Consider the following 5,173-nt stretch of genomic DNA (forward strand, 5'->3'; position numbering starts at 1 on the left):
TAACGGAGCAGGTGTGCGGCCGAGCCTAGGTCGTATCATATAGCGGGTGGGAATCCCGCCGAGTAAGAACTAGCCATTCGCTCGTAGCGAGTCTTGGAGGGCTAAAGGTAACTTTAGTCTTTAAGCGTAGACAGTTAGGTGGCGGGCCGAAAGCCAAATGGTTGAAGGGATTGAGCTCCATAAACGTTAGTAAACCGAGAGGGCTGATGCCTTACCTGCGTGCAGAAAGCAACATTTTATCCATCGTGAAAGGCAAGAAGGATAAAACCTCTCTGGAGTCAGAGACCTTGGCACGTTACACATTGATATGATACGGCAACTCGGGAGACCCTACCGGTCTCTTACTTTATTGAAGAGTATGGTGTACAAGCGATAACAAGCAAGGAAACCAAATGCCGTGTAGGGAGTCGGATAGCAGCGTAGTACCAATGAAGTTGGGTAATGCCGACGGAGGAAAGGCTAGCTACCAGTTATCACCCTTACTAGGGATACATTTACTACACACAGAGGTAGGAATAATAAATGGAAACAAAACTAATAAGGATAGCAGAATTAGCAAAATCAGAGCCCAAAATGAAATTTACATCACTTACACACTTATTAAATGAGCAATGGCTAACACAGTGTCATCAAGAACTACCTAATAAAAAGGCGACTGGTGTTAACGGAACGACTAAAGAACAATACAGTGAAAACCTGGAAGAAAACATAAGGGATTTAGTAAGTAGGCTTAAAAGTAAAAGTTATCGACCTGTTCCAGTAAGAAGAATGTATATCCCAAAACTTAATTCAAACAAGAAAAGACCATTGGGGATACCTGAACATGAGGATAAAATTGTACAAAAGGGTATTACCAAAATTCTAAATACCATCTATGAAAATGACTTCCTAGATTGTTCATTTGGGTTCCGACCTAATCGAAACTGCCATGATGCCCTGAAAATACTGAACCAGTATATTGAAAAGAAGGCAGTTAGTTATGTAGTAGATGTAGATATCAAAGGTTTCTTTGACAACGTTGACCACAAATGGATGATAGAGTTCTTGAAACTCCGAATCGCTGACCCTAACCTACTAAGAATAATCAGCAGGTTTCTTAAAGGCGGATACATGGAGGAAGGGAAGAAGTACAAGACAGATAATGGCACACCGCAAGGTGGAGTAATATCTCCGATATTAGCCAATGTCTATCTCCATTATATACTCGACTTATGGTTCGAGAAAGTAGTGAGGAGACAATGTAAAGGACAGGCATACATAGTAAGATACGCAGATGACTTTGTTTGTTGTTTTCAGAATAAAAGTGAAGCTCAGCAATTCTTCCATTCATTAAAGCTTCGATTAAAGAAGTTTAAGTTGGAAATAGCCGAGGATAAAACTAAAATTATTCCCTTTGGGAGGTTTGCAGAAAATAATGCAAAACGAGAGGGGAATAGTAAACCAGCTACCTTTGATTTCCTTGGGTTTACCCACTATTGCGGGAAAAGCAAACAGGGGAAATTTCGAGTAAAACGGAAATCTAGCAGGAAGAAAGTACAAGGCAAACTAAGAGAAACTAAAGAATGGCTGAAGACTAATAGAAATAAAGATATTCATACGATTATGGATAGATTTAGACGCTCACTTATAGGCTATTACAACTATTATTGCATCACAGATAATACCCAAACTGTTAACAACTTCAAAGAGAAAATCGAGTATTTACTATTTAAGTGGCTAAACAGAAGAAGCCAAAGGAAGTCCTTTACATGGGATAAATTTAGGCTCTTTCTTAATAAATATCCACTACCTTCACCAAGAATCAAAGTGAATATTTATGATTTAAGAAAAGAGATAAGCTATATTCTGTAAATGATGACTAGGAGGAGCCGTGTGCATTAATAGTGCAAGCACGGTTCTGTGAGGGGGGAGAACACAATCTACCGTAAGGGTAGAGAGGTTCTCTTCTACTCGACTAATTGAAGAATGTTTCTTATATAGTACAGTTTAATTTAGGTTCAATTTTGATTTTGTTTGAGTAACCTTAAGCGAAAATATACCCCTAAACAAATTAAGCCTATAACTGCGTTGAGTATAACTTCCCACAATGATGAGTAAAAGGATTTAGATATTGCCCCTATTGCAAAAGCTGAGAACAAAATAAGCCAAACCCACGACTTATAGCGTTGATAATAAAATGATAACAATTTAAACAACTCCTTTGTTTTCTATCAATCTATATTTTACACTATCTATTTGGAAACATCTGTAATGAATCTTTTTAGTCAAATTGAAAGTAAAGGGATAATGAAAATATGTTGTTCTTTTGTGATTTAGTCTCACACTTTTAATTTATTCGAAGCACAAAAACTAATTTAATAATATTGTAAAAAAAAGTTAAATTTGTAATATAATATTAGTAATTCGTTTGTTAGTTTGGAGGTGTCATGATGATTTGGATTTATATTTTTACACCTATTATTATATTGGCTGGAATAGCCATTTATTTTGACAAAAAATCTGGGGCAACTTCACCAGATGAAAGAACAGCTGATAAGTTAGAGGAATATCCACCAGAAAATCCTTTCGGACCCAATAATTTTTGACCTTAAAATGATTCAATTACAACTTTTTAAAGACTTATGAAGGATTGTACTTATAGTAACGGGGTGCAAGAGTTGAAGAACACTGCTGTCATTGAGGCAGCTTTTTTTATTGAGCTAACGAAGCAGGTTACTTAAAGAAGGTGCAATCAATAATAATGGAGAAATAATTAAAGAATTGTAAGGAGGGGGTTTATGGATTTAAGAATACATAGTGATTTTTCTAAAGTGAATCTTGATGAAATGAAGGAAATCTATTCTTCCGTCGGTTGGACAAAGCATACAAAGGAGATTATCAAACAAGTTTTCGAAGCTAGTAATGTCATAGCATTGGTTACAGTAAATGGCCGGATTATTGGATTTGGTAGGGCGATGACAGATGGTGTTTTTAATGCTGCAATTTATGACGTTATAGTACATACAGAATTTCAAAAACAAGGGATAGCAAGAAAAATTATGGAATATCTACTTGATAAGCTTAGTAATGTATCGTGCGTTCATTTAATTTCTACCACTGGAAATGAGGACTTTTATAAGAAATTAGGATTAAAGAGAATAAAAACAGGAATGGCTAGGTATCTAAACCCTAATCTAGTCAGCGAGTATTTAGAATAACCACTTTTCTTGTCGTACTAACGAAGCAGGTGTGCGGCCGAGCCTAGGTCGTATCATATAGCGGGTGGGAATCCCGCCGAGTAAGAACTAGCCATTCGCTCGTAGCGAGTCTTGGAGGGCTAAAGGTAACTTTAGTCTTTAAGCGTAGACAGTTAGGTGGCGGGCCGAAAGCCAAATGGTTGAAGGGATTGAGCTCCATAAACGTTAGTAAACCGAGAGGGCTGATGCCTTACCTGCGTGCAGAAAGCAACATTTTATCCATCGTGAAAGGCAAGAAGGATAAAACCTCTCTGGAGTCAGAGACCTTGGCACGTTACACATTGATATGATACGGCAACTCGGGAGACCCTACCGGTCTCTTACTTTATTGAAGAGTATGGTGTACAAGCGATAACAAGCAAGGAAACCAAATGCCGTGTAGGGAGTCGGATAGCAGCGTAGTACCAATGAAGTTGGGTAATGCCGACGGAGGAAAGGCTAGCTACCAGTTATCACCCTTACTAGGGATACATTTACTACACACAGAGGTAGGAATAATAAATGGAAACAAAACTAATAAGGATAGCAGAATTAGCAAAATCAGAGCCCAAAATGAAATTTACATCACTTACACACTTATTAAATGAGCAATGGCTAACACAGTGTCATCAAGAACTACCTAATAAAAAGGCGACTGGTGTTAACGGAACGACTAAAGAACAATACAGTGAAAACCTGGAAGAAAACATAAGGGATTTAGTAAGTAGGCTTAAAAGTAAAAGTTATCGACCTGTTCCAGTAAGAAGAATGTATATCCCAAAACTTAATTCAAACAAGAAAAGACCATTGGGGATACCTGAACATGAGGATAAAATTGTACAAAAGGGTATTACCAAAATTCTAAATACCATCTATGAAAATGACTTCCTAGATTGTTCATTTGGGTTCCGACCTAATCGAAACTGCCATGATGCCCTGAAAATACTGAACCAGTATATTGAAAAGAAGGCAGTTAGTTATGTAGTAGATGTAGATATCAAAGGTTTCTTTGACAACGTTGACCACAAATGGATGATAGAGTTCTTGAAACTCCGAATCGCTGACCCTAACCTACTAAGAATAATCAGCAGGTTTCTTAAAGGCGGATACATGGAGGAAGGGAAGAAGTACAAGACAGATAATGGCACACCGCAAGGTGGAGTAATATCTCCGATATTAGCCAATGTCTATCTCCATTATATACTCGACTTATGGTTCGAGAAAGTAGTGAGGAGACAATGTAAAGGACAGGCATACATAGTAAGATACGCAGATGACTTTGTTTGTTGTTTTCAGAATAAAAGTGAAGCTCAGCAATTCTTCCATTCATTAAAGCTTCGATTAAAGAAGTTTAAGTTGGAAATAGCCGAGGATAAAACTAAAATTATTCCCTTTGGGAGGTTTGCAGAAAATAATGCAAAACGAGAGGGGAATAGTAAACCAGCTACCTTTGATTTCCTTGGGTTTACCCACTATTGCGGGAAAAGCAAACAGGGGAAATTTCGAGTAAAACGGAAATCTAGCAGGAAGAAAGTACAAGGCAAACTAAGAGAAACTAAAGAATGGCTGAAGACTAATAGAAATAAAGATATTCATACGATTATGGATAGATTTAGACGCTCACTTATAGGCTATTACAACTATTATTGCATCACAGATAATACCCAAACTGTTAACAACTTCAAAGAGAAAATCGAGTATTTACTATTTAAGTGGCTAAACAGAAGAAGCCAAAGGAAGTCCTTTACATGGGATAAATTTAGGCTCTTTCTTAATAAATATCCACTACCTTCACCAAGAATCAAAGTGAATATTTATGATTTAAGAAAAGAGATAAGCTATATTCTGTAAATGATGACTAGGAGGAGCCGTGTGCATTAATAGTGCAAGCACGGTTCTGTGAGGGGGGAGAACACAATCTACCGTAAGGGTAGAGAGGTTCTCTTCTACTCGACTAG

General features: G+C 37.4%; 4 protein-coding genes. All 4 read left to right on the forward strand.

Features of this window, described 5'->3' with window-relative positions:
- Positions 1-522: 522 nt before the first annotated feature.
- The 4 genes from ltrA (ACE198_RS27645) to ltrA (ACE198_RS27660) all read left to right on the forward strand — a co-directional run bounded on the left by ltrA (ACE198_RS27645) (position 523) and on the right by ltrA (ACE198_RS27660) (position 5,066).
- The gene (gene ltrA / locus ACE198_RS27645; RefSeq protein WP_375377771.1) at positions 523-1,851 is read left to right on the forward strand and encodes a group II intron reverse transcriptase/maturase; all 1,329 of its coding nucleotides are present in this window, start codon (positions 523-525) and stop codon (positions 1,849-1,851) included.
- A gap of 578 nt (positions 1,852-2,429) precedes the next feature.
- A complete protein-coding gene (locus tag ACE198_RS27650) occupies positions 2,430-2,585 on the forward strand; it encodes a hypothetical protein (RefSeq protein ID WP_166263120.1) in 156 nt (51 codons plus the stop codon).
- 192 nt (positions 2,586-2,777) lie between these two features.
- Entirely contained in the window at positions 2,778-3,197 is a 420-nt protein-coding gene (locus ACE198_RS27655) for a GNAT family N-acetyltransferase (protein WP_375377772.1), read from the forward strand.
- Between the two features lie 540 nt (positions 3,198-3,737).
- A complete protein-coding gene (ltrA, locus tag ACE198_RS27660) occupies positions 3,738-5,066 on the forward strand; it encodes a group II intron reverse transcriptase/maturase (RefSeq protein ID WP_375377771.1) in 1,329 nt (442 codons plus the stop codon).
- The last annotated feature ends 107 nt before the right edge of the window (positions 5,067-5,173 follow it).

The organism is Neobacillus sp. KR4-4, assembly GCF_042136325.1.
Lineage (GTDB): Bacteria > Bacillota > Bacilli > Bacillales > Cytobacillaceae > Neobacillus.

Bases quoted from the DNA above. Each gene is read 5' to 3' on its own strand.
- ltrA (WP_375377771.1), top strand. From the start codon at position 523: ATGGAAACAAAACTAATAAGGATAGCAGAATTAGCAAAATCAGAGCCC.
- ACE198_RS27650 (WP_166263120.1), top strand. From the start codon at position 2,430: ATGATTTGGATTTATATTTTTACACCTATTATTATATTGGCTGGAATA.
- ACE198_RS27655 (WP_375377772.1), top strand. From the start codon at position 2,778: ATGGATTTAAGAATACATAGTGATTTTTCTAAAGTGAATCTTGATGAA.
- ltrA (WP_375377771.1), top strand. From the start codon at position 3,738: ATGGAAACAAAACTAATAAGGATAGCAGAATTAGCAAAATCAGAGCCC.